Consider the following 22,996-nt stretch of genomic DNA (forward strand, 5'->3'; position numbering starts at 1 on the left):
CATCACCCCAGCCGACTGGCGGCCACCACACCACTTTGAACGCACCCATAGAACCACATCGCTTCACCCTTGAACCCTTCGAGGCCAATCGCTTCGCCAACCTCTGCGGGCAATTCGACGAGCACCTGCGCCTGATCGAACAGCGCATGGCCATCGAAATCCGCAACCGCGGCAACCAGTTCGAACTGCTGGGCGACAAAGATCGCACCCATGCCGCCGAGAACCTGTTGCGGCGCCTGTACCGCGAAACCAAGGCCAATGAACTCTCTCCCGACCTGGTGCACCTGTTTCTGCAGGAATCCGGAATGGAAGAACTGGCCAACAATCCGCGCGCCGATTCCAGTGTCGCCCTGCGCACCCGCAAGGGCCTGATCAAGCCACGCGGCGAGAACCAGCAGCGCTACGTGCGCGCCATTCTCGACAACGACATCAACTTCGGCATCGGCCCAGCCGGTACCGGCAAGACCTACCTGGCCGTGGCCTGCGCGGTGGACGCCCTGGAACGCGAGCAGATCCGCCGCATCCTGCTGGTACGCCCGGCGGTCGAAGCCGGGGAAAAGCTCGGCTTCCTGCCCGGTGACCTGGCCCAGAAGATCGATCCGTACCTGCGCCCGCTGTACGACGCCCTGTACGAGATGCTCGGCTTCGAGCAGGTGGCCAAGCTGATCGAGAAGCAGGTGATCGAGATCGCCCCGCTCGCCTACATGCGCGGCCGCACCCTGAACAACAGCTTTATCATCCTCGACGAGAGCCAGAACACCACGCTCGAGCAGATGAAGATGTTCCTCACCCGTATCGGCTTCGGCTCTACCGCGGTGATCACCGGCGATATCACCCAGGTCGACCTGCCCCGTGGCACCAAGTCCGGCCTGGCGCATGTCATCGAGGTGCTGCGCGACGTACAGGGCATCACGTTCACCCACTTCCAACCCAAGGACGTGGTGCGCCATCCCTTGGTACAACGCATCGTCGAAGCCTACGAGCTGTTCGAGAGCCGTCCGCAGGAGCCGCGCACCACCGGTGAGCGCAAGGACCCACGCAGCGATGGTTGAACTCGACCTGCAGATCGCCTCCACCGCAGCCCAACTGCCCACCGAAGCCCAGTTCCGCACCTGGTGCGAGCTGGCCCTGCGCCAGCGCACGGGCGACTCCGAACTGACCGTGCGCCTGGTCGATGAGGCCGAAGGCCGCGAGCTGAACCACACCTGGCGGCACAAGGACTACGCCACCAACGTGCTGTCCTTCCCCGCCGACATTCCCGACGGGCCGGACGGCGAGCCGCTGCTGGACATCCCCCTGCTCGGCGACCTGGTGATCTGCGCCCCGGTAGTCGAACGCGAGGCCCAGGAACAACGAAAGACCCGCGAAGCGCACTGGGCACACCTGGTCATCCACGGTTGCCTGCACCTGCTCGGCTACGACCATATCGACGATGCCGAAGCCGAAGAAATGGAAACCCTGGAACAAGAATTGCTGTCCGAGCTGGGTCACCCCGACCCGTATGCGACCAACGAATAACCACCCACCGAAGAAGGCCCCCGAGTAAACCACCATGAGCGAAGATCGATCGAGCAATGAGCAGAAGTCCTGGCTGGGCAAGCTGACCCAGGCTTTTGCTCATGAGCCGAGAAACCGTCAGGAACTGCTGGCAGTGCTGCGTGAGGCGCACCAGAACAAGCTGCTCGACAGCGAAGCCCTGACCATCGTCGAGGGCGCGATCCAGGTCGCCGACCTGCAAGTTCGCGACATCATGGTGCCCCGTTCGCAGATGATCAGCATCAAAGCGACGCAAACACCGCAGGAGTTCCTTCCGGCGATCATCGATGCGGCGCACTCGCGCTACCCGGTGATTGGCGAGGGCGTCGACGACGTCATCGGCATCCTCCTGGCCAAGGACCTGCTGCCGCTGATTCTGCGCGAGCCCGGTACGCCCTTCGAGATCAGAAGCCTGCTGCGTTCGGCGACCTTCGTTCCCGAATCCAAGCGCCTCAACGTGCTGCTGCGCGAATTCCGCGCCAACCACAACCACATGGCGGTGGTCATCGATGAATACGGCGGCGTGGCCGGCCTGGTGACCATCGAGGACGTGCTCGAGCAGATCGTCGGCGACATCGAGGACGAACACGATGTCGAGGAAGACAGCTACATCAAGCCGCTACCAAGCGGGGATTTTCTGGTCAAGGCGCTGACCCCGATCGAACACTTCAACGAAGCCTTCTCCAGCACCTTCCCCGACGACGAGTTCGACACCGTTGGCGGCCTGGTGATGAATGCGTTTGGCCATCTGCCCAAGCGCAACGAAACCACTGAAATCGGCGAATACCGCTTCCGCGTGCTCAATGCCGACAGCCGCCGCGTGCACCTGCTGCGCCTGACGCCACTGAATCGGTAAGAAGCCGCGCTCGAATCAGCCCGACGGGTTAGGCTGCGCCAACCCGTCCTGCGCTCGCCGCTTATTCCAAGGATCTGCACCCCATGCAATGGATCACCCGCCCCGGCTGGACAGGCAACCTGCTAGCCATTCCCGCTGGCGCCATCACGACCTTGGCCCTCGCCCCGCTCGACCTCTGGCCACTGGCAATCCTCTCCATCGCCCTGTTCTACCTCGGCCTGCGTGACCTCAACCCCAAACAGGCGACACTGCGTGGCTGGTGTTACGGCTTAGGCCTGTTCCTCAGCGGCACCAGCTGGGTCTATGTCAGCATTCACGACTACGGCGCGGCCTCGGTGCCACTGGCCGCCTTTCTGACCCTGGCATTCTGTGCGGGGCTGGGCCTGCTCTTCGCCCTGACCGGCTGGGTCTGGGCACGCTGGCTGCGCCGCTCCGCATCACCATTGCCCGACGCCCTGGCATTCGCCGCCCTGTGGCTGGCCCAGGAAGCTTTCCGCAGTTGGTTCCTCACCGGCTTCCCCTGGCTGTACGCCGGCTATAGCCAGTTGCATGGCCCTCTGGCCGGCCTCGCCCCGGTGGGTGGCGTGTGGCTGGTATCCCTGGCGCTCGCCCTCAGCGCGGCCTTGCTGATCAATCTGCCGCGCCTGCGCACGGCACCACCACGCCTGGCGCTGGGTTTGTTGCTCCTGCTGGCACCCTGGATTGCCGGCCTGGCGTTGCAAGGGCACGCCTGGACCAGCCCCAAGGGCGAACCGCTCAAGGTCGCGGCCATGCAGGGCAATGTGCAGCAGAACCTCAAGTGGGACCCGGAACAGCTCAATGCCCAACTCGCCCTGTACCGCGACATGACCTTCAGCGCCCAGCCGGTCGACCTGATCGTCTGGCCGGAAACCGCGGTGCCGGTACTCAAGGAGTTCGCCGAGGGCTATCTGGCGGTGATGGCACGCGCAGTCAACGACCGCAATGCGACACTGATCACTGGCGTGCCGGTACGTCAGGTCAACGAGCGCGGCGAGAAGCGCTACTACAACGCCCTCACCGTGGTTGGCGATGGCCAGGGCACCTACCTGAAGCAGAAACTGGTGCCGTTTGGCGAGTACGTTCCCCTGCAGGACTTGCTGCGCGGCCTGATCGCCTTCTTCGACTTGCCAATGTCCGACTTCGCCCGCGGCCCGAGCGACCAGCCCTTGCTCGAGGCCAAAGGCCTGCACATCGCACCGTTCATCTGCTACGAAGTGGTCTACCCGGAGTTCGCCGCCGACCTGGCCGCACAGAGCGACCTGTTGCTGACCGTGAGCAACGACACCTGGTTCGGCACGTCATTCGGTCCGCTGCAGCACCTGCAGATGGCCCAGATGCGCGCCCTGGAAGCCGGGCGCTGGATGATCCGCGCCACCAACAACGGCGTCACCGCACTAATCGATCCGCACGGCAACATCCAGGCCCAGATACCGCAATTCGAACAGGCCACCCTGTATGGCAGCGTGCAACCCATGCAGGGGCTCACGCCCTACCTGATCTGGCGCGGCTGGCCGCTGGCTGGCTTGTGCCTGGGCCTGCTCGGCTGGGCTGCCTGGTCACGTAGACGCGAACGTAACTAACTTTCCGCGCGGTAGAGCAGCGGGTAAGCCAGTTGCCCCAGCGCCTCGTTGAGCAGGCGCGTGTTCTGCCACAGCGCTTTGCCCTCTGGCAGCCACCCGCCCAGCGGGCGTGCATTGGGCACGCTGACAAAGCCCAGCGGGGCAACGACCACCTCCAGCCCGACGCGCTCGAAACACCAGCGCGCTCGTGGCATGTGCGATGCCTGGGTCACCAATACCACGCGCTGCACACCCTGCTCACGCAATAGCGCTGCACTGTACAGGGCATTTTCCCAGGTCGTCCGACTGCGCTCTTCAAGCCAGCGCACCGGCACGCCGAAATCCCGTTGCAGCGATTCGGCCATCAACCCCGCTTCACTCGGTGGACGCCCATAGTGCAAGCCACCGCTGAGCAACAGGGGCAGACCACTGGCCCGGTGCAGGCGTGCCGCATAACGCATGCGTTCCAGCGCGGTAGCCGTGGGTTGATCGCTACCCCAGGCTGGATCGGCCTCTTCACGCCCGGAGCCAAGCACCACGATCACATCGGCGCGCTGCGCCAACTGCGGCCAGTGCGCCTCGGCCAGCGCGGGCTCACGCTCCAGAGCGCGAGCGGCGTATTCCACCACCACCGGCAGGCTCATCAGCCACAGGCCGCCCAAGCCGATAGCCAGCCCCCAGGCAGCCAGACGTGGCCGCCATGACACACACAGCCAGGCCAGCAGAATCAGCAGTAAGAAAACGCCTGGCGGCATCAGTAATTGTTTGAAGATAAAACGCAGTTCCATGGGCACCTCCCGTGCCCGCGTAGCCTATCAGTGCGTCGCCACGGTACGAAACAAACGAGAGCCGCACGCAGCGCACGGCAGCACACCACCGCTGCGCCCGCATTCGCAGGCAACGCCGCACAGCGCGCAGCACAAGGTTTGCCGGCGCTTGAGCACAGGCTTGGTCTTGCCTCTTTTCATCAGCGCAATTTTGAAGGGTTGTCGGGGCGTTCGGGTACTGCGCACCGGGGCCTGCTCGATACGCGCCAATTCTTCGGCCGCGGCGTGCCAGCCACGCAACCACTGCATATCATCAGCCAGGTAGGCCTGGATCAAGGCCAGCTCGCCAGGTGTCAAGCCACGCAACTCCAGCTCGTCTGGCGAGGTAGCGTGCCAGCGGGCAGCACTGTCTGCCTCACCCAGGGCCAGTGCGAGACGCTGTAGCAAGCGTTCGTACAGCCCGCCGCCCATGCTATCGCCTCGCCGCTCAACCATTCGGCACCTCGCTCGATCACCCTACAAGCAAGCTTAGCGGCAGCACTGCCAGGCATGCTCCGCTGCGACCAACGGCGACAGGCTGCGCCCAGGCGCAATCAGGGTTTCCCTCGGTCGGCGCCGCTCATGTATGCTACGACGTTCCTCGTAAGCCCTCATTTCAGCGCCGAAACCCCATGCACGAACAGTATCAACCCCGCGAAATCGAAGCCGCCGCGCAAACCCAGTGGGACGCGCAAAATTCCTTTGTAGTGAGCGAACAGCCAGGCAAGGACACTTTTTACTGCCTATCGATGTTCCCCTACCCGAGCGGCAAGTTGCACATGGGCCACGTGCGCAACTACACCATCGGTGACGTGATCGCGCGCTACCAGCGCATGCAGGGCAAGAACGTGCTGCAACCCATGGGCTGGGACGCCTTCGGCATGCCGGCGGAAAACGCCGCGATGAAGAACAACGTCGCCCCGGCCAAGTGGACCTACGAAAACATCGCCTACATGAAGAGCCAGCTGCGCAGCCTGGGCCTGGCGGTGGACTGGTCGCGCGAAGTGACCACCTGCAAGCCCGACTACTACCGCTGGGAACAATGGCTGTTCACTCGCCTGTTCGAAAAGGGCGTGATCTACCGCAAGAACGGCACCGTGAACTGGGACCCGGTCGACCAGACCGTACTGGCCAACGAGCAAGTCATCGACGGCCGTGGCTGGCGCTCGGGCGCGCTGATCGAAAAGCGTGAAATCCCGATGTACTACTTCAAGATCACCGCCTACGCCGAAGAGCTGCTCTCCAGCCTCGACGAGCTGGATGGCTGGCCGGAACAGGTCAAGACCATGCAGCGCAACTGGATCGGCAAGTCGCGCGGCATGGAAGTCAGCTTCCCCTACGACGCCGCCAGCATTGGCACCGAAGGCAAGCTGAAGGTCTTCACCACCCGCCCCGACACCCTGATGGGTGCCACCTACGTGGCCGTGGCCGCTGAACATCCGCTGGCCAGCATTGCCCTGAGCAAGCTGCCTGCCGACAAGGCTGCTGAACTGCAGGCCTTCATCGACGAATGCAAGCGCGGTGGCGTGGCCGAAGCCGATATCGCCACCCAGGAAAAGAAAGGCCTGCCGACCGGCCTGCTCGTCGAGCACCCACTGACCGGCGAGAAGCTGCCGGTATGGGTCGCCAACTACGTGCTGATGCACTACGGCGACGGTGCCGTCATGGCCGTGCCTGCACACGACGAACGTGACTTCGAATTCGCCAGCAAATACCAGCTGCCGGTCAAGGCCGTGGTACGCACCAGCGCTGGCGATAGCACGCCCGCGCCGTGGCAGGACGCCTATGGCGAGCATGGCCAACTGATCAACTCCGGCGCCTTCGACGGCCTGGACTTCGTCGGTGCGTTCGACGCCATCGAAGCCGCCCTGCTGAAGAAAGACCTCGGCCAGTCGCGCACCCAGTTCCGCCTGCGCGACTGGGGCATCAGCCGCCAGCGCTACTGGGGCTGCCCGATTCCGATCATCCACTGCCCGAGCTGCGGCGACGTGCCGGTACCGGAAGACCAACTGCCCGTCGTCCTGCCCGAGAACGTGGTGCCGGATGGCGCCGGCTCGCCATTGGCGCGCATGCCCGAGTTCTACGACTGCACCTGTCCGACCTGCGGTACGCCGGCCAAGCGCGAAACCGACACCATGGACACCTTCGTGGAAAGCTCCTGGTACTTCGCCCGCTACGCCTCGCCGAACTATGAAGGCGGCATGGTCGATCCCAAGGCCGCCAACCACTGGCTGCCGGTCGATCAATACATCGGCGGTATCGAACACGCGATCCTGCACCTGCTCTACGCGCGCTTCTTCCACAAGCTGATGCGCGACGAGGGCCTGGTCAGCTCCAACGAGCCGTTCAAGAACCTACTGACCCAGGGCATGGTGGTCGCCGAGACCTACTACCGCATGCTGGATAACGGCGGTAAGGACTTCTTCAACCCGGACGACGTGGAAGTCGAACGCGACGCCAAAGCCAAAGTGATCGGCGCCAAGCTGAAGAGCGACGGCCTGCCGGTGGAAATCGGCGGCACGCAAAAGATGTCCAAGTCGCTGAACAACGGCGTCGACCCACAAGCGATGATCGATGCCTACGGCGCCGACACCTGCCGTCTGTTCATGATGTTCGCCTCGCCGCCCGACATGAGCCTGGAATGGTCCGATGCCGGCGTCGAAGGGGCGAGCCGCTTCCTGCGTCGCGTCTGGCGCCTGGCCCACAGCCATGTCAGCACCGGCCTGCCGGGTGCGCTGGATATCGCCAGCCTGAACGACGAACAGAAGGCGGTGCGCCGCGCCATCCACCTGGCCATCAAGCAGGCCAGCCAGGATGTCGGCCAGAACCACAAATTCAACACGGCCATCGCTCAGGTGATGACCCTGATGAACGTGCTGGAAAAAGCCGCCACCGCGACCGAACAAGACCGCGCCCTGCTGCAGGAAGGCCTGCTGGCCGTAGCGTTGCTGCTGGCACCGATCACCCCCCACATCAGCCATGTGCTCTGGCAAAACCTGGGGCAAGCAGGCGCGATCATCGATGCCACCTGGCCACAGGTCGACGAGAGCGCATTGGTGCAGGACACCCTGACCCTGGTCATCCAGGTCAACGGCAAGCTGCGTGGACAGATCGAAGTACCCGCCAGCGCCAGTCGCGAAGCGGTCGAGAGTGCTGCACGCGCCAACGAAAACGTCTTGCGCTTCACCGAAGGCCTGGCTATCCGCAAGGTCATCGTGGTACCGGGCAAGCTGGTCAACATAGTTGCCAGTTGAAGCGGTCGCGAACTGATTAAACTCGGCGCCACTGCTCACACTGGCGCCGTGATTTACCAAGGGGATAAGACAATGATGAAACGGAATCTGGTGGTAATCGGCCTGGCCCTGCTCCTTGGCGCCTGCGGCTTCCAGCTGCGCGGCACCGGCGGCAACGAGTTCGCCCTCAAGGAACTCGACCTGACCGCACGCAACGCCTACGGCGATACCGTCAAGCAATTGCGCCAGGTGCTCGAAAGCAGTGGCGTCAATGTGCACAATGGCGCGCCCTACAAACTGGATCTGGTCAACGAGGCAGAAACCCAGCGCACCGCCAGCTACACCGGCAACTCGCGTAGCGCCGAATACGAGCTGACCACCCGCCTCGACTATGAAATCCGCGGCGCCAAGAACACGCTGCTGCTCAAGGACCAGGCCGAAGTACAGAGCACCTATGTGCACGACGGCAATAACCTGATCGGCTCCGATCAGGAATCCACTCAACTGCGCCTGGAAATGCGTCGCGAGCTGGTCCAGCAGGTCACCTCGCGCCTGCGCTTGATCAGCCCGGCCCAGCTTGAGCAACTGCAACAAGAAGCCGAAGCACGCGCCCAGGCCGAAGCCGAAGCTGCTGCCGCCGCTCGCCGTGCCCAGCAGGAATCGGCACCACTGCAGTCGCCCATTCAGTTGCCCATGCAGTAACACTGAAAAGGGTCGCGCAAGCGACCCTTTCAACCTGTCCCGATGAAACTCAATCCCGCCCAACTCGGCAAACACCTGCAAGGTGGCCTGGCCCCGGTCTACGTGATCAGTGGCGACGAACCGCTGCTATGCCAGGAAGCTGCCGACGCCATTCGTGCCGCGACCCGCGTCCAAGGGTTCAGCGAGCGCGAAGTGTTCCACGCCGAAGCCAACTTCGACTGGGGCCTGCTCTATGAAGCGGGCGCCAGCCTGTCGCTGTTCGCCGAGAAGCGCGTCATCGAGCTGCGCATTGCCAATGGCAAACCTGGGGACAAAGGCACGGCAGCCATCCTCGAATACCTCGGCCGACCACCGGAAGACACCCTGCTGCTGATCAGCCTGCCCAAGCTCGATGGCAGCACGCAGAAGACCAAGTGGGCCAAGGCCCTGATCGATGGACCCAACAGCCAGTTCGTACAGATCTGGCCGGTGGACGCCAACCAGTTGCCGCAGTGGATTCGCCAACGCCTGGCCCAGGCCGGCATGACCGCTACCCAGGAAGCCCTGGAGCTGATTGCCGCGCGCGTGGAAGGCAACCTGCTGGCCGCCGCCCAGGAAATCGAGAAGCTCAAGCTGCTCGCCGACGGCAACCAGATCGACGCGACGACCGTCCAGGCCGCAGTCGCCGACAGCGCCCGCTATGACGTATTCGGCCTGATCGACGCCATTCTCAATGGCGAGGCCGCCCATGCCCTGCGCATGCTCGAAGGGCTGCGCGGCGAAGGCCAGGAATCGCTGTTCATTGTCGTCATGCTGGCCCGCGAGCTGCGCCAGCTGGCAGGCCTGGCTCAGCAATACAGCCAGGGCGTGCCGCTGGAAAAAGCCTTCGCCTCCGCTCGCCCGCCGGTCTGGGACAAACGCCGTCCACTGGTCAGCAAGGCCCTGCAACGCCTCTCGGCAAGCCGCTGGAACCAGTTACTGGTCGACGCGCAACAGATCGACGCCCAGGTCAAGGGACAGGCACCGGGCGATCCCTGGAGCAGCCTGGGTCGCCTGGTACTGCGCATGGCTGGACAACGCCTGCCACTCGGCGAGTAATCCGGCACATTGACGGCCGACCGTCGCCATCTGGACATTTATCGACCAGCGGCGCATGATCCGCGCGCTCGCAACCTGCGGGCCATCAGCACGAGGATCGACCATGGGCAAGACCCGCAAACCCGGGCCGAACAAGGCCAAATCCCTGATCGCACAGCCACTGTTCCGCAGTCGTCAGGAAAAACCGAAGAAAGGCAAAGGCAGCTACCGCCGCGAAGCCTCCCAGCAAAACTGGGAGGCTTCTTTCGTTAGGGCCGCCTGAAAACGCCGTTCATGCTAAGGTCGCTCTCTGTATGCGAAAACCGAGACGATCCGTAATGTTCCAACCCCGCCTGTACAGTCTGCTCGTTGGCAGTGCTCTGTTCCTCAGTGCCTGCACCGCCCCACCGAATGCCGCAACTGCCGCCAGCCCTACCGCTCCCGTCGCCGCACCCACCCAAAGCGCCGACCCTGCTGCCAGCGCCACAGCCGCAGCAGCAGCCGAGCCCAGCATCAGCTTCGAAGCCTGGCGTGACACCTTCCGCAACAAGGCCCTGGCCCATGGCGTTCAGCCAGCCCTGTTCGATCGCGCCTTCGCCAACGTCAGCGTGGATGACAGTGTGGTCAAGGCCGATCGCAGCCAACCCGAATTCACCCGCCCGGTCTGGGAATACCTCGACGGCGCCGTTTCACCACTCCGCGTGACCAAGGGCAAGGCCCTGCTCACCCAACACAGCAGCATCCTGCGCAGTATCGAGCAGCGCTATGGTGTCGACCGCCAGGCACTGGTGGCGATCTGGGGCATGGAAAGCAACTTCGGCCAATTCATGGGCGACAAGTCGGTGATCCGTTCCCTGGCAACCCTGGCCTACGAAGGTCGGCGTCCACAGTTCGCCGAAGACCAATTGCTCGCCGCCCTGCTGATTCTGCAACAGGGTGACATCCAGCCAGAGCGCATGCTGGGCTCCTGGGCCGGCGCCATGGGCCAGACCCAGTTCATCCCCACCACCTACAACAGCCACGCCGTGGACTTCGACGGTGACGGGCGCCGCGACATCTGGACCTCCAGCACCGATGCCCTGGCCTCCGCTGCACATTACCTGCAGGCATCCGGCTGGCAGTTCGGCCAGCCATGGGGCTACGAGGTCGCACTGCCGAGCGGTTTCGACTACGCCCATGCCGATGCCGATATCCGCAAGCCACTGAACGAATGGATCGCCCTGGGCGTGAAAGTCCCGGCCGTGGCCGTGCGCGCCGATGAGCGTGCCTCGCTGCTGCTGCCTGCTGGCCATCGCGGCCCGGCATTCCTGGTGTTCAATAACTTCCGCGCCATCCTGCGCTACAACAATTCCTCGTCCTATGCGCTGGCGGTAGGGCTACTGTCGGAGCGTTTCGACAATGGCGGGCAGGTGCTGGGCAGTTGGCCGCGCAACGACCTGCCACTAAGCCGCAGCGAGCGCATCGAACTGCAGGAGCGCCTGGCCCAGAAGGGCCTGCAACCCGGCGCGGCGGACAGCATCATCGGTGCCAACACGCGCAAGGCCATTCGCAGTTACCAGCAACAACTAGGCTGGGCCGCCGATGGCTACCCGAACCACGAACTGCTCAAGCAACTGCGCAACTAGCAGGCCGTTGAGCACCGCAAGAGAGGCAGCCGAGCCTGTTTTCAACGCGGCATCGGCAATGCAGGTCGTTTTTCAACGGACTGCTAGGCGCTAACCTGGATCACACCTGCTGCCGATCCAGGTCACGACCGTTCGACGTAGATGGGAGGCCAGGCGTGCTGTGATAAACTGCCCACCGGCCAAAAGCCGCCTCGTCCTACGGAGCCCCTACCGGAGCCAAGATCCCGATGTCCGACACCGCCCCGCCCAAACCCGTTGCCAGCGGCGAAAAATTCCGCACCGTTCAGGGCATCACTGCGATCAAGGATGGTCAGAAGCGTCGCCCCTCGAGCGAGCCCCAGGTCTTCGAGCCCAAGCCCAAATGGCTGCGGGTCAAAGCCCCCAGCGGCAGCCGTTTTGAAGCCGTCAAACGCAACGTCAGTGAACACCGTCTGAGCACCGTCTGCCAGGAATCACACTGTCCGAACATGGGCGAGTGCTGGTCCAACGGCACCGCCACGATCATGCTGATGGGCTCGGTGTGCACCCGTGCCTGCCGCTTCTGCGCCGTGGACACCGGCAATCCAAACGGCTGGCTGGATCTGGAAGAACCGCAAAACACCGCCAAATCGGTCGAGCTGATGGCGCTGCGTTATATCGTGCTGACCTCGGTGGACCGCGATGACCTGGATGACGGGGGCGCTGGTCACTATGCAGCCTGCGTACGCGCCATCAAGGAAAACACTCCACAAGTGGTGGTAGAGGCCCTGACGCCGGACTTCGATGGCGACCTGCAGGCCATCGAACGCGTGGTGGATTCCGGCCTCGAGGTGTTCGCGCAGAACGTCGAGACAGTGAAACGCCTGACCCATGTGGTACGCGACCCGCGCGCCGGCTACGAGAAAACTCTGCGCGTGCTCGAACACGCCAAGCGCCATCGCCCCGATGTCCTGACCAAGACCAGCCTGATGCTGGGCCTGGGCGAGACCGACGAGGAAATCCTCGAGACCATGGATGACCTGCGCGCCATCGGCGTCGACATCCTCACCCTCGGTCAATACCTGCAACCCACCCGCAACCATCTGCCGGTCAAGCGCTGGGTCAGCCCTGAGGAGTTCAATCGCTTTCGCGACATTGGCCTGGAAAAAGGCTTCATGGAAGTGGCTGCAGGCCCGCTGGTACGCTCCAGCTACCGCGCCGACCGCGTCTTCGAGAAGAACAACCTGGGCTTGGCAGCACCTGTACCAGTGCCAGGCCAGAACCACGACACGAACCTGATCCCGGCCTTCAACCTGAACTGACCGGGACCGATCCCAGATCTGGGTGTAGGGCGTGCAGGGGGCGCGCCCTACACGTATCCCAGTCGCTGGCGTAACGCCTGTTCCAGACGTTGCGCCACTTCATCGAAGACCGGCGGCTCAGCGAGAACGTCCTTGAGCTGCACCATCTTCAGTCCGACGTACCCGCAGGGATTGATCCGCCCAAATGGGGACATGTCCATGTCCACGTTGAGCGCCAGGCCGTGGAACGAGCAACCTCGCCGCACCCGCAAGCCCAGCGAGGCAATCTTGTCGCCGCCGACATACACACCAGGGGCATCGGCCTTTGGCGCCGCCGCCACGCCATAGGTGGCCAGGACATCGACCAGGCTCTGCTCCATTGCCGTCACCAGCTCGCGCACACCCAGGCCCAGACGACGCAGGTCCAGCATGAGATAGGCCACCAGTTGGCCGGGGCCGTGGTAGGTCACCTGGCCACCACGGTCGACCTGAACCACCGGGATGTCGCCCGGCATCAGCAGATGCTCCGGTTTGCCGGCCTGGCCCTGGGTGAAGACCCGCGGATGCTGCAACAGCCAGATCTCGTCCGGGGTCTGCGCATCACGCTCGTCAGTCAGGCGCCGCATCGCCTCCAGCGTCGGCAGATAGTCCACCACACCAAGGTGGCGTACGGTCAACTCGGCCACTAGAGCACCATGTGCACGCGGCCAGTGGCCTTCAGGTCGCCATGAATGGACTGCAGCTGTTCCACGCCAGTCGCGGTGATCAGCACCTGCACGGAGAGGAAACGCCCATTGCGGCTGTCACGGGTAACCAGGGTCGTCGTATCGAACCCCGGCGCATGGCGCTCGATGATCTCGACCACCATGTCGGAGAAGCCCTCACCGGCCTCACCAATCACCTTGATCGGGTAGCGCTCGCAGGGAAATTCGATTTTCGGAGGTTGTACGTCGGTATCGGTCATGGCATCAGCGGGTTTTTGGCCCATCCAGAGCAGAACGCCCCGGATAGGGGCGCCCATGGTTGTCGTTGACTACGTTCAGATCAGGCAGCCAGAGGATCACTCGCCCAATCAGAAACCAGTCCTCAGTTGAACAAACCGTAGAAGAACAGGCGGATGCTATCCCACACGCGGCGGAAGAAACCACCTTCGTCAACGGCCTCGAGCGCGACCAGATCGGCACTGTGAACCACCTGATCACCCAGCTTGACCTCGACCTTGCCGATCACGTCGCCCTGCTTGATCGGTGCGATCAATTGCGGCTCCAGGCTCATGGTCGCTTGCAGCTGCTTGGCCTGGCCCTTGGGCAGGGTCAGGGTCAGGTCCTTGGACAGACCGGCCTTGACCTGATGCGCAGTACCTTTCCAGACCTGCGCCTGGGCCAGCTCCTGGCCTTGCTTGTAGAAGGTCTGCGACTCGAAGAAGCGGAAACCGTAGGTCAGCAGCTTTTGCGTTTCGGCAGCGCGAGCCTGCTCGCTGACAGTGCCGAACACGGAGGTGATCATGCGTGCGTTGTCACGCACCGCAGAGGCCACCAGGCAGAAGCCGGCTTCATCGGTGTGGCCTGTTTTCAGGCCATCGACGGTCTTGTCACGCCACAGCAGCAGGTTGCGGTTGGGCTGCTTGATGTTGTTCCAGAAGAACTCCTTCTGCGAATAGATCGCATAGTGTTCCGGATCTTCATGAATGATGGCCTGGGCCAGAATCGCCATGTCGTGGGCACTGGAGTAGTGCTCCGGATGTGGCAGGCCGGTGGCGTTCATGAAGTGGCTGTTCTTCATGCCCAGACGCTCGGCAGTGGTGTTCATCATGTCGGCGAACGCGTCTTCGCTACCGGCGATGTACTCGGCCAGGGCCACGCTGGCGTCATTGCCGGACTGGATGATGATGCCGTGCAGCAGGTCGCTGACGCTGACCTGGGTACCGACCTGGATGAACATGCGCGAGCCACCGGTACGCCAGGCGTGCTCACTGACCGTGACCAGGTCCTGCTCGCCGATCTGACCCTTGCGGATTTCCAGCGTGGCGATGTAGGCCGTCATCAGTTTGGTCAGGCTGGCCGGGGGCAGGCGCTGGTCGCCGTTGTTCTCGACCAGCACCTTGCCGCTGGCGCCGTCGAGCAGCACATAGGACTTGGCAGCAAGTTGCGGGGGCGACGGGATAACCTGCTCTTGCGCAGCCCAGGTGAGCGGCGCGGTGATCAGCAGGGCGAACAAGGACAGGTGTCGGGCAAAGCGGGTGATATTCATCCGTCTCTCTGTGATAGCTATTCAACAATGGCGCAACCGACCAGAGGCCGGCTGCATTCACCGCCGCCCCGACGACAAACGGGGCGACGAACGAAAAGGTCAGTCGGCGCGCACCAGGGTCGGCTGTCCGAGATTGGCCAGGCGCACACTATCCTGCAGCTGCTGTACCTCACCCTGCGTGCCGATCGGCCCCAGGCGTACTCGATGCAGGATCTGCTGATTGCGCACCACCGAGCTGATAAACACCTTGGCAGCTACCGTCTCGCTCAGCTTCGCCTTCAGGAGCTCCGCAGCGTCCGGGTTGGCGAAGGCGCCCACTTGGAGATACAGGCCAGAGGCTGCGACTGAATCGTTTTTTTTTGCGTCGATCTGCACCGGCACCACGGCCGCAGCATGCTGCTGGGGCGGCGGTGTGTATTGCTCGACCACCAGCGATGGCGCGATGGGCTGCGCACTGGCAACGACGGCCTGGTTCGGCGCAGCGTTCGCCATCTTCGGCTGAGCCAGCACCATCGGCACCGGACGTCCCTGCTGGGCCCACCACTCATGGGGATCGATACCTTCGACCTTGACACGTGCGGTACCGCTTTCGGCATAACCGAGCTTCTTCGCCGCGGCGAAAGACAGGTCGATGATGCGGTCGGAATAGAACGGTCCGCGGTCGTTGACCCGCAGGATCACGCTCTTGCCGTTATCCAGGTTGGTCACCCGCACATAACTGGGCAACGGCAGGGTCTTGTGGGCGGCGGTCATGCCGTACAGGTCATAGGACTCGCCGTTGGCCGTGGCCTGACCGTGGAACTTGGTGCCATACCAGGACGCCGTACCGACTGCGTTGTAGCGGCGCGCATCGTTGATCGGGTAGTAGGTCTTGCCCAACACGGTGTAAGGGTTGGCCTTGTAGGCGCCGTAGTGTGGCATCGGCACGGCATCCGGGATGCGCGACACATCCACGTCCCACCAGGGCGCGCCGTCACGGTGCGGGCGGTTGTAGTCATTCGGGCCCGACAGCGTACCGCCTGTGGCGACCGGCTGTGGCGACTGGCTGGTGGACGAGCAACTGGCCAGGGCCAGGCCCAGTGCGGCAAAGGCCAGGCCGCGCAGAGGGGTTTGCAGACGGGTCATCATTGCCCACTCCGTTTGGCCAGCAGCAACTCGGACAACTGGTGCACCGCCATGGCGTACATGGCACTGCGGTTATAGCGGGTGATTACATAGAAGTTGGGCAGCCCCATCCAGTACTCATTGCCCTCGGCGCCTTCGAAGCGAATCGCCGTGACTGGAATGTCGTCACGCAGCACGTCGGCACTGGTCCAACCCAGGGCACGCAGCTCACCGACGTTCTTCACCGGGTCGAGCCCTTGGGTCAGGCCTTCATCGGCCTGCTCGCCTTTGACATGGGCACGGCTGACCACCGGCTCACCGGCCACCCAGCCATGACGTTTGAAATAGCTGGCAACACTGCCGATGGCATCCACCGGGTTGCTCCAGATATTGATGTGGCCGTCACCGTCGAAATCCACCGCGTAGGCGCGGAAGCTGCTCGGCATGAACTGCGGCAGTCCCATGGCGCCCGCATAAGAGCCCTTGAGGCTGAGCGGATCGATCTGTTCTTCGCGGGTCAGCAGCAACAACTCCTTGAGCTCCTTGCAGAAGAACGGCGAACGTGGCGGGTAGTCGAAGCACAGCGTGGACAGCGCATCCATGCCACGCCAGCTACCGGTATTGCCACCGTAGAAGGTTTCCACGCCGATGATCGCGACAATCACCTGGGCGGGCACGCCATATTCTTTCTCGGCGCGGGCCAGAGCCTCGGCATTGCGGTTCCAGAAGTCCACACCCTTGCTGATGCGAGCATCGGTAATGAAGATTGGCCGGTAGTCCTTCCACGGCTTGACCTTCTCCGCCGGGCGGGAAATGGCATCGAGAATCGCCTGCTTGCGCTCCACCTCGCGAAACAGGCTGACCAGCTGCTCGCCGGCGAAACCGTAGTCTCGGGTCATCTCGGCGACGAACTCGGCGACTTTCGGCGAACCGTCATAGTCACCGGCGACAGCCAGGGAGCTCAAGCCGAGCAGGCCGGCAAAGCCGAGCCGATGAATGCCGCGAATCAACCAGCCGCTCGATGCGTGTTTCAAATTATTCACTCTTCTCAAACCTGTGCGATCCACTTGCGATGGGTATGGATCGCCATCAAAACCCCAAACCCTGACAGCAGCGTCACCAAATGAGTTCCGCCGTAGCTGATAAAGGGCAGAGGCACCCCCACTACCGGCAACAGTCCACTGACCATGCCGATGTTAACGAATACGTAGACGAAGAACGTCATGGTCAGACTACCCGCCAGCAACTTGCCGAACAGCGTCTGCGCCTGGGCGGTGATCACCAGGCTGCGACCGATCAGCAGCAGGTAGACGAACAGCAGGATACACACTCCAACCAGGCCGAACTCTTCGCTGAGTACGGCAATGATAAAGTCCGTATGGCTTTCGGGCAAAAAATCCAGGTGCGACTGGGTGCCAAGCAGCCAGCCTTTGCCCAGAACCCCGCCCGAACCAATCGCCGCTTTGGACTGGATGATGTTCCAGCCAGTGCCCAGCGGGTCGCTTTCCGGGTCGAGGAAGGTATGCACGCGCTGCTTCTGGTAGTCGTGTAACACGAAGAACCACATTGCCACGCCAACCGGTACCAGCGCTGTCACCGCGCCGACGATCCAGCGCCACTGCAGGCCAGCCATGAACAGCACGAAGGCGCCCGAGGCGAAGATCAACATGGCGGTGCCCAGGTCCGGCTGTTTCAGGATCAGCGCCACCGGCACCACGATCAGCACCAGGCTGATGGTGATGTGCTTGAAGCGTGGCGGCAGGTTGTGCCGGGCCAGGTACCAGGCGATGGTCGCCGGCATGATGATCTTCATGAACTCGGACGGCTGGAAGCGAATCACACCGGGGATGTTGATCCAGCGCGTTGCACCCATCGCCGTGTGCCCCATCACCTCGACCACCACCAGCAAGCCGACGCCTACGAGGTAAGCCAATGGCACCCAGCGCGCCATGAAACGGGGCTCGAACTGGGCGATGACGAACATCGCCACCAAGCCGATACCGAAAGAGGTGGCCTGCTTGACCAGCATGTCCCAGTGCTTGCCACTGGCCGAATACAGTACGAACAGGCTGCCAGCCGCCAGCACCAGCAGGATCAGCAGCGTCCAGCCATCGATGTGCAGACGCTGCAACACCGTGGCGCGGCGCTTGAGCACATCCTCCTGGGAAAGGTTACGGTCAAAATTATTGCTCATGGACTGGTACTCGCCTCTGCCGTCGGCGTCTGAGCCGGTCGGAATTCGGGTTTCAGCTGACCGTCCTCACCGAGCAGCCAGGCATCCATCACCTGCTTGACCACCGGCGCAGCAACGCCAGAACCGGACTCACCGTTCTCCACCATGACCGCCACGGCGATCTTCGGGTCGTTGGCCGGCGCAAAACCGACGAACAGGGCATGGTCACGGTGGCGCTCGTTGACCTTGGAGCGGTCGTATTTTTCACCCTGCTTGATCGCCACCACCTGTGCGGTACCACTCTTGCCGGCGATGCGATAGGCCGCCGTATCGCCAACCTTGCGCGCCGTACCCCGCGGGCCGTGCATCACCTGCTCCATGCCGAGCCGGCCGGCATCCCAGAACTTGGGGTCACGCAGCACGATGTCATCCGGGGTATCCACCTCAGGCATCAGCTCGAGCTTCATCAGTTCCTGCGGGGTGCGTCCCTCGGCACTGCGCAGCAGGTGCGGGCGAATCCACTTGCCGCGCGTGGCCATCAGGCTGGTCGCCTGCGCCAGTTGCAGCGGCGTGGCCTGCATATAGCCCTGGCCGATACCCAGAATCAGGGTCTCGCCCGGGTACCAGGCCTGGCGATAGCGGGCACGCTTCCAGTCGCGCGATGGCATCAGGCCCGCCGACTCCTCGAACATATCCAGGGACACACGCTGACCAAAACCGAAGCGGCTCATGTAATTGTGCAGGCGATCGATGCCCATCTTGTGGGCGAGGTCGTAAAAGTAGGTGTCGTTGGAACGCATGATGGCCATTTCCATGTTCACCCAGCCATCGCCCGTGCGGTTCCAGTTGCGATACTTGTGATCGTAATTGGGCAGCTGGTAATAGCCCGGGTCAAACACGCGCGTGGACGGAGTGACCACACCGCTATCCAGGCCAGAAACCGCCACCATCGGCTTGATCGTCGAGCCAGGCGGATATAGGCCGCGTAGTACGCGGTTGTACAGGGGCCGGTCGATGGAGTCGCGCAAGTCGGCGTAAGCCTGGAAGCCAATACCCGTGACGAACGGGTTGGGATCGAAGCTCGGCTGGCTGACCATTGCCAACACCTCACCCGTGCTCGGTTCGATGGCCACGACCGCACCACGCCGCCCGCCAAGCGCCAGTTCGGCAGCCTCCTGCAGCTTCACGTCGAGGCTCAGCACCAGGTCCTTGCCAGGCTTGGGGTCGGTACGATTGAGCACGCGCAGTACCCGGCCACGGGCATTGGTCTCCACTTCCTCGTAACCCACCTCGCCATGGAGCATTTTCTCGTAGTAACGCTCGATGCCGGTCTTGCCGATATGGTGGGTGCCGCTGTAGTTGACTCGGTTGAGCGTCTTCAGCTCCTGCTCGTTGATGCGCCCGACATAGCCGACCGAATGAGCGAAGTGCTCACGCTGCGGATAATGGCGCACCAGTTGCGCGGCCACATCCACGCCCGGCAGGCGGAACTGGTTAACCGCGATGCGGGCAATCTGCTCCTCGGACAACTCGAACAGAATCGGCACCGGCTCGAACGGCCGACGCCCCTGGCGCATACGCCGCTCGAACAACGCACGGTCATCCGCGCTCAGATCCAGCACCTCGACGATCGAGTCGAGCACCTTGGCCCAATCGCCAGCACGTTCACGGGTGATGGTCAGACTGAAACTGGGGCGGTTGTCGGCGATGATCACGCCGTTGCGGTCATAGATCAGCCCGCGGGTGGGCGGGATCGGCTGCACATGTACCCGGTTGTTCTCCGACAGCGTCGAGTGGTACTCGTACTGGATCACCTGCAGGTAGTACATCCGCGCGATCAGCAAGGCCGTCACCACCAGCACCACGACGGCGCCGACCACGACGCGCCGCCTTACCAGGCGGGCATCCTTTTCGTGGTCCTTCAGGCGAATCGGCTGCGGCATCGGGGACTACTTAACTCGACGAATGACTTATTTGTGATACGGATGGCCGGACAACACTGTCCACGCCCGGTAGATCTGCTCACCGATCAGAATGCGCACCAGCGGATGCGGCAGGGTCAGCGGCGACAACGACCAACGCTGTTCGCTACGGGCACAGACCTCTGGCGCCAGGCCCTCGGGGCCGCCCACCATCAGGTTGACGGTGCGCGCATCCAGACGCCAGCGATCCAGCTCGGTGGCCAGTTGCTCGGTGCTCCAAGGCTTGCCCGTCACCTCGAGGGTGACGATGCGCTCGCCCGGCTGCACCTTGCCCAGCATGGCCTCCCCCTCCTGACGGATCAGCCGCGCCACATCGGCGTTCTTGCCGCGCGTGGTCAGCGGGATTTCCACCAGGTCGAGCGCCAGCTCTGGCGGCAGACGCTTGGCATATTCCTGCCAGCCATCTTCCACCCAGCGTGGCATGCGCGAGCCCACGGCGATCAATTTGATACGCACGCTAGCGGCTTCTTATTCCTGATGCTGAGCGCGGCTCTGCTCGGCGCCCTGCCACAGACGCTCGAGGTCATAGAACTGACGCGTGGCCACCTGGAACACGTGCACCACGACGTCACCCAGGTCGAGCAGTGCCCACTCGCCACCGTCCAGGCCTTCGCTACCCAGCGGGCGCACGCCCTGCTCCTTGGCCTTGTCCAGTACTTCATTGGCCAGCGACTTGACGTGACGGCTGGAGGTACCGCTGGCGATCACCATGAAATCGGTGACGCTGGTCTTGCCGCGCACATCGATGGTGATGATTTCCTGACCTTTGAGGTCTTCCAGGGCCGCAATGGCGACCTTGACCAGTTCTTCGTTTTGCATCGTTACCTCATGAATCGGTTTGCGCACGGTACAGCCCGTGCGTTTGGATATAGGCCAGCACAGCATCCGGTACCAGAAAACGTACCGAACGCTTCTCCGCCAGCAAATGACGAATCTGTGTGGCAGACACCGCCAACGGGGTCTGCCAGACAAAAGCGATATGCCCGCACGGCCCGACCAGGCCCTGGGGGTTACTCACACTGCGGGCCGCCAGCAGGTCACGCAGGGCTTGCGGCGCATCACTGTCCGCATCCGGACGCTGCAGCACCACGATATGACAGTGGTCCAGCAAGGCCTGCCAGCGGTGCCAGGTCGGCAGGCTGCAGAAGGCATCCCAACCAACCAGCAGAAACAGCTGGTCATCCGCCGCCAACTCGCCACGCACGGACTCCAGCGTGTCGATGGTGAACGACGGCTTGTCCCGGCGCAGCTCGCGGTCATCGACCTTGAGGCGCGCCTCGTCGGCGACTGCCAGCTCGACCATGGCCAGGCGCTGTTCGGCCGTGGCCTGTGGCGCCTCGCGATGCGGCGGACGAGCGCTGGGTATCAGCCGCAATTCGTCCAGCGCCAATTGCTCGACCACTTCCAGCGCGCCACGCAGATGGGCGATGTGCACGGGATTGAAGGTGCCTCCCAGAATCCCGATACGCCGTGGTCGTGTGGTTGCCATCAGGTACGGATATGCCCGTCGCCAAAGACCACGTACTTCTCGCTGGTCAGGCCTTCCAGGCCGACCGGGCCGCGCGCGTGCAGCTTGTCAGTGGAGATGCCGATCTCCGCACCCAGGCCGTACTCGAAGCCATCGGCGAAACGCGTCGAGGCATTGACCATCACCGAAGCGGAATCCACCTCGGTGAGGAAACGCCGCGCATCACTGAAGTTCTCGGTGATGATCGCGTCGGTGTGTTGCGAACCGTACTGGTTGATGTGCTCGATCGCCTGGTCCAGCGAGTCGACGATGCGAATCGCCAGGATCGGCGCGTTGTATTCGGCGAACCAGTCTTCCTCGCTCGCCTCCAGCACATCGGCACCGAGCAGCGCGCGGGTAGCCGCATCGCCACGCAACTCGACACCCTTGTCGCGGTAGATGGCAGCCAGCGGCGGCAATACACGCTCAGCAATGGCAGCGTGTACCAGCAGGGTTTCCATGGTGTTGCACGGCGAATAGCGCTGGGTCTTGGCGTTGTCGCAAACGCGGATGGCCTTGTCGAGGTCGGCGGCCTTGTCGACATAGACATGACAGACGCCGTCCAGGTGTTTGATCACCGGCACCTTGGCGTCGCGGCTGATGCGCTCGATCAGGCCCTTGCCGCCACGCGGCACGATCACGTCGACATACTCCGGCATGCTGATCAGCGCGCCGACGGCGGCACGGTCGGTGGTTTCCACCACTTGTACGGCAGCGGCCGGCAGGCCAGCGTCGGCCAGACCGAGCTGGATGCAGCGGGCAATCGCCTGGTTGGAGTGAATCGCCTCGGAACCACCGCGCAGGATGGTCGCATTGCCCGACTTCAGGCACAGGCTGGCCGCATCGATGGTCACGTTCGGGCGGGACTCGTAGATAATCCCGATCACACCCAGCGGCACACGCATCTTGCCCACCTGGATACCCGATGGCAGGTAGCGCATATCGCGGATCTCGCCGATCAGCTCAGGCAGCGTGGCAACCTGGCGCAGGCCTTCGATCATGCTGTCGATCACCGCAGGCGTCAGCGCCAGGCGGTCGAGCATGGCCGGCTCCAGGCCATTGGCGCGCCCGGCAGCCAAATCCAGCTCGTTGGCCGCGACCAGCTCGGTACGGGAAGCGTCGAGGGCATTGGCGGCTGCGTGCAAGGCACGGTTCTTCTGTGCGGTGCTGGCACGCGCCAGCACCCGCGAGGCCTCGCGCGCGGCGCGGCCCAGGCGGTTCATGTAATCGAGCACGGACTCAGTCATGGTCTCGGAATGCCTGACAATTGGGAAAAGGGGCTGATTATAGCGAGCCCGCCGCCCCGCGCCCAGCGCTGCCCGGCAGA

Annotated in this window: 23 protein-coding genes; 10 read left to right on the forward strand and 13 right to left on the reverse strand. The window is 63.2% G+C overall.

Going from position 1 to position 22,996, the window contains the following annotated elements; all coding sequences use genetic code 11:
- Positions 1–35: 35 nt before the first annotated feature.
- The 4 genes from ACWPW0_RS19070 (at position 36) to lnt (ending at position 3,993) form a co-directional block, all read left to right on the forward strand.
- Positions 36–1,052, forward strand: a complete 1,017-nt coding sequence (locus ACWPW0_RS19070) for a PhoH family protein (RefSeq protein WP_454256190.1) — start codon at positions 36–38, stop codon at positions 1,050–1,052.
- Positions 1,045–1,518 carry an rRNA maturation RNase YbeY gene (gene ybeY / locus ACWPW0_RS19075; RefSeq protein WP_454256191.1) on the forward strand — a complete coding sequence of 158 codons (474 nt, stop codon included), beginning with the start codon at positions 1,045–1,047 and terminating at the stop codon, positions 1,516–1,518. The genes ACWPW0_RS19070 and ybeY overlap by 8 nt, the downstream gene beginning before the upstream one ends.
- A 34-nt stretch (positions 1,519–1,552) precedes the next feature.
- A complete protein-coding gene (locus ACWPW0_RS19080; RefSeq protein ID WP_454256192.1) occupies positions 1,553–2,392 on the forward strand; it encodes an HlyC/CorC family transporter in 840 nt (279 codons plus the stop codon).
- A gap of 83 nt (positions 2,393–2,475) precedes the next feature.
- A complete protein-coding gene (lnt, locus tag ACWPW0_RS19085) occupies positions 2,476–3,993 on the forward strand; it encodes an apolipoprotein N-acyltransferase (RefSeq protein WP_454256193.1) in 1,518 nt (505 codons plus the stop codon).
- Here the strand turns inward: lnt and ACWPW0_RS19090 are convergent.
- The gene (locus ACWPW0_RS19090) at positions 3,990–4,760 is read right to left on the reverse strand and encodes a YdcF family protein (protein WP_454256194.1); all 771 of its coding nucleotides are present in this window, start codon (positions 4,758–4,760) and stop codon (positions 3,990–3,992) included. The genes lnt and ACWPW0_RS19090 overlap by 4 nt on opposite strands.
- A 27-nt stretch (positions 4,761–4,787) precedes the next feature.
- Positions 4,788–5,234: a hypothetical protein gene (locus ACWPW0_RS19095; RefSeq protein ID WP_454256195.1), complete on the reverse strand. Its 447-nt coding sequence runs from the start codon at positions 5,232–5,234 to the stop codon at positions 4,788–4,790.
- 176 nt (positions 5,235–5,410) lie between these two features.
- Here ACWPW0_RS19095 and leuS point away from each other — a divergent pair, with 176 nt between their 5' ends.
- From leuS to lipA, 6 genes are all read left to right on the forward strand, one after another.
- The gene (gene leuS / locus ACWPW0_RS19100; RefSeq protein ID WP_454256196.1) at positions 5,411–8,032 is read left to right on the forward strand and encodes a leucine--tRNA ligase; all 2,622 of its coding nucleotides are present in this window, start codon (positions 5,411–5,413) and stop codon (positions 8,030–8,032) included.
- A 72-nt stretch (positions 8,033–8,104) separates the two neighbouring features.
- Entirely contained in the window at positions 8,105–8,713 is a 609-nt protein-coding gene (locus tag ACWPW0_RS19105) for an LPS-assembly lipoprotein LptE (protein WP_447594084.1), read from the forward strand.
- A gap of 42 nt (positions 8,714–8,755) precedes the next feature.
- Complete coding sequence (holA, locus tag ACWPW0_RS19110) at positions 8,756–9,790, forward strand: DNA polymerase III subunit delta (RefSeq protein ID WP_454256197.1); 1,035 nt, start codon at positions 8,756–8,758, stop codon at positions 9,788–9,790.
- 103 nt (positions 9,791–9,893) lie between these two features.
- The gene (gene arfA / locus ACWPW0_RS19115; protein ID WP_454256198.1) at positions 9,894–10,052 is read left to right on the forward strand and encodes an alternative ribosome rescue factor ArfA; all 159 of its coding nucleotides are present in this window, start codon (positions 9,894–9,896) and stop codon (positions 10,050–10,052) included.
- A gap of 55 nt (positions 10,053–10,107) precedes the next feature.
- On the forward strand, positions 10,108–11,394 hold the full coding sequence (locus ACWPW0_RS19120) for a lytic murein transglycosylase (RefSeq protein WP_454256199.1): 1,287 nt from the start codon (positions 10,108–10,110) through the stop codon (positions 11,392–11,394).
- Between the two features lie 227 nt (positions 11,395–11,621).
- Positions 11,622–12,674 carry a lipoyl synthase gene (gene lipA, locus ACWPW0_RS19125; protein ID WP_454256200.1) on the forward strand — a complete coding sequence of 351 codons (1,053 nt, stop codon included), beginning with the start codon at positions 11,622–11,624 and terminating at the stop codon, positions 12,672–12,674.
- Positions 12,675–12,721: 47 nt separating this feature from the next.
- Here lipA and lipB read toward each other — a convergent pair whose 3' ends face one another.
- The 11 genes from lipB to ACWPW0_RS19180 all read right to left on the reverse strand — a co-directional run bounded on the left by lipB (position 12,722) and on the right by ACWPW0_RS19180 (position 22,916).
- Positions 12,722–13,339 (reverse strand): lipoyl(octanoyl) transferase LipB, encoded by a 618-nt coding sequence (gene lipB / locus ACWPW0_RS19130; protein ID WP_454256201.1) that lies wholly within the window; start codon positions 13,337–13,339, stop codon positions 12,722–12,724.
- Entirely contained in the window at positions 13,339–13,617 is a 279-nt protein-coding gene (locus tag ACWPW0_RS19135; protein ID WP_447594093.1) for a DUF493 domain-containing protein, read from the reverse strand. Before ACWPW0_RS19135 ends, lipB begins: the two co-directional genes overlap by 1 nt.
- A gap of 122 nt (positions 13,618–13,739) precedes the next feature.
- The gene (locus ACWPW0_RS19140) at positions 13,740–14,903 is read right to left on the reverse strand and encodes a D-alanyl-D-alanine carboxypeptidase family protein (RefSeq protein WP_454256202.1); all 1,164 of its coding nucleotides are present in this window, start codon (positions 14,901–14,903) and stop codon (positions 13,740–13,742) included.
- A 99-nt stretch (positions 14,904–15,002) separates the two neighbouring features.
- Complete coding sequence (locus tag ACWPW0_RS19145; protein ID WP_447594097.1) at positions 15,003–16,031, reverse strand: septal ring lytic transglycosylase RlpA family protein; 1,029 nt, start codon at positions 16,029–16,031, stop codon at positions 15,003–15,005.
- The gene (mltB, locus tag ACWPW0_RS19150) at positions 16,028–17,050 is read right to left on the reverse strand and encodes a lytic murein transglycosylase B (RefSeq protein WP_454256203.1); all 1,023 of its coding nucleotides are present in this window, start codon (positions 17,048–17,050) and stop codon (positions 16,028–16,030) included. Before mltB ends, ACWPW0_RS19145 begins: the two co-directional genes overlap by 4 nt.
- 5 nt (positions 17,051–17,055) lie before the next feature.
- Positions 17,056–18,201, reverse strand: coding sequence for a rod shape-determining protein RodA (gene rodA / locus ACWPW0_RS19155; RefSeq protein ID WP_447594100.1), 1,146 nt, complete (start codon positions 18,199–18,201; stop codon positions 17,056–17,058).
- Entirely contained in the window at positions 18,198–20,123 is a 1,926-nt protein-coding gene (gene mrdA, locus ACWPW0_RS19160) for a penicillin-binding protein 2 (RefSeq protein ID WP_454256204.1), read from the reverse strand. The genes rodA and mrdA overlap by 4 nt, the downstream gene beginning before the upstream one ends.
- A 27-nt stretch (positions 20,124–20,150) precedes the next feature.
- On the reverse strand, positions 20,151–20,618 hold the full coding sequence (gene rlmH, locus ACWPW0_RS19165) for a 23S rRNA (pseudouridine(1915)-N(3))-methyltransferase RlmH (protein WP_447594104.1): 468 nt from the start codon (positions 20,616–20,618) through the stop codon (positions 20,151–20,153).
- A 12-nt stretch (positions 20,619–20,630) separates the two neighbouring features.
- Entirely contained in the window at positions 20,631–20,981 is a 351-nt protein-coding gene (gene rsfS / locus ACWPW0_RS19170; protein ID WP_447594106.1) for a ribosome silencing factor, read from the reverse strand.
- 7 nt (positions 20,982–20,988) lie between these two features.
- Positions 20,989–21,651, reverse strand: a complete 663-nt coding sequence (gene nadD, locus ACWPW0_RS19175; protein WP_454256205.1) for a nicotinate-nucleotide adenylyltransferase — start codon at positions 21,649–21,651, stop codon at positions 20,989–20,991.
- Complete coding sequence (locus ACWPW0_RS19180; protein WP_454256206.1) at positions 21,651–22,916, reverse strand: glutamate-5-semialdehyde dehydrogenase; 1,266 nt, start codon at positions 22,914–22,916, stop codon at positions 21,651–21,653. Before ACWPW0_RS19180 ends, nadD begins: the two co-directional genes overlap by 1 nt.
- Between the last annotated feature and the right edge of the window lie 80 nt (positions 22,917–22,996).

It is taken from the genome of Pseudomonas sp. Marseille-Q8238, from assembly GCF_965111915.1.